Genomic DNA, 815 nt, shown 5'->3' with positions numbered 1-815 from the left:
CAAAAACGGATGCAGAAATTCTTGATGTTGCAGCAATTATTGGAGTTTCTCCTGAAGTGCTTGCTGAACGTGCACAGCAGTTGCACGAATTTAACCCTATGCTTGGGTTACGGGGATGCCGTTTGGCTATTACTTATCCAGAAATTGTGGAAATGCAGGCACGGGCAATTTTTGAAGCAGCAGCAGAAGCGGCTCAAAAATCTGGATCTCCTGTCATGCTTGAAATTATGGTACCACTTGTTGCACTTAAATCTGAACTCGATTTTGTGAAAGCACATATTGACCAGGTTGCTTGTGAGGTAATGAAGGAAAAGGGAAGCACTATTCAGTACATGGTTGGGACGATGATTGAGCTTCCAAGAGCAGCTCTTCGAGCAGATGAAATTGCGAAAACTGCAGAATTTTTTTCATTTGGGACAAACGATCTGACGCAAACCACTTTTGGAATTTCGCGCGATGATGCCGCTCCTTTTTTAGAAACGTATTTTCAAAAAGGACTTTTAGAACAAGATCCTTTCGTATCTATAGACCGTGATGGAGTAGGGGAACTTATTTCTATTGCTGTACAGCGCGGACGTTCGCAACGTGCAAAAATTAAACTAGGAATTTGTGGTGAACATGGAGGCGATCCTGCTTCTATCGCTTTGTGTGAAGAAAATGACTTAGATTATGTTTCCTGTTCTCCTTTTCGGGTGCCAATTGCGCGCTTAGCAGCAGCGCAGTCGGCAATTGCAAAAAAGACATAGGAGTTTTGGAATATTTTTGTTGTAGGGCTAAGGAAAAAATTTGGGATACACTATGAGTTGTATGTGAGA

1 protein-coding gene is annotated in these 815 nt (G+C 42.2%); it reads left to right on the top strand.

From position 1 onward, the window contains the following. Positions 1 to 746: putative PEP-binding protein (locus ACFIK8_RS09950; RefSeq protein ID WP_375669327.1), on the top strand; the 746-nt coding region annotated here is incomplete at its 5' end. Positions 747 to 815 lie beyond the last annotated feature (69 nt).

It is taken from the genome of Bartonella sp. MR168JLCBS (genome assembly GCF_042194175.1).
The sequence above is the reverse complement of the archived record's forward strand: the minus strand, read 5'-3'. Positions and strand labels throughout refer to the sequence as shown.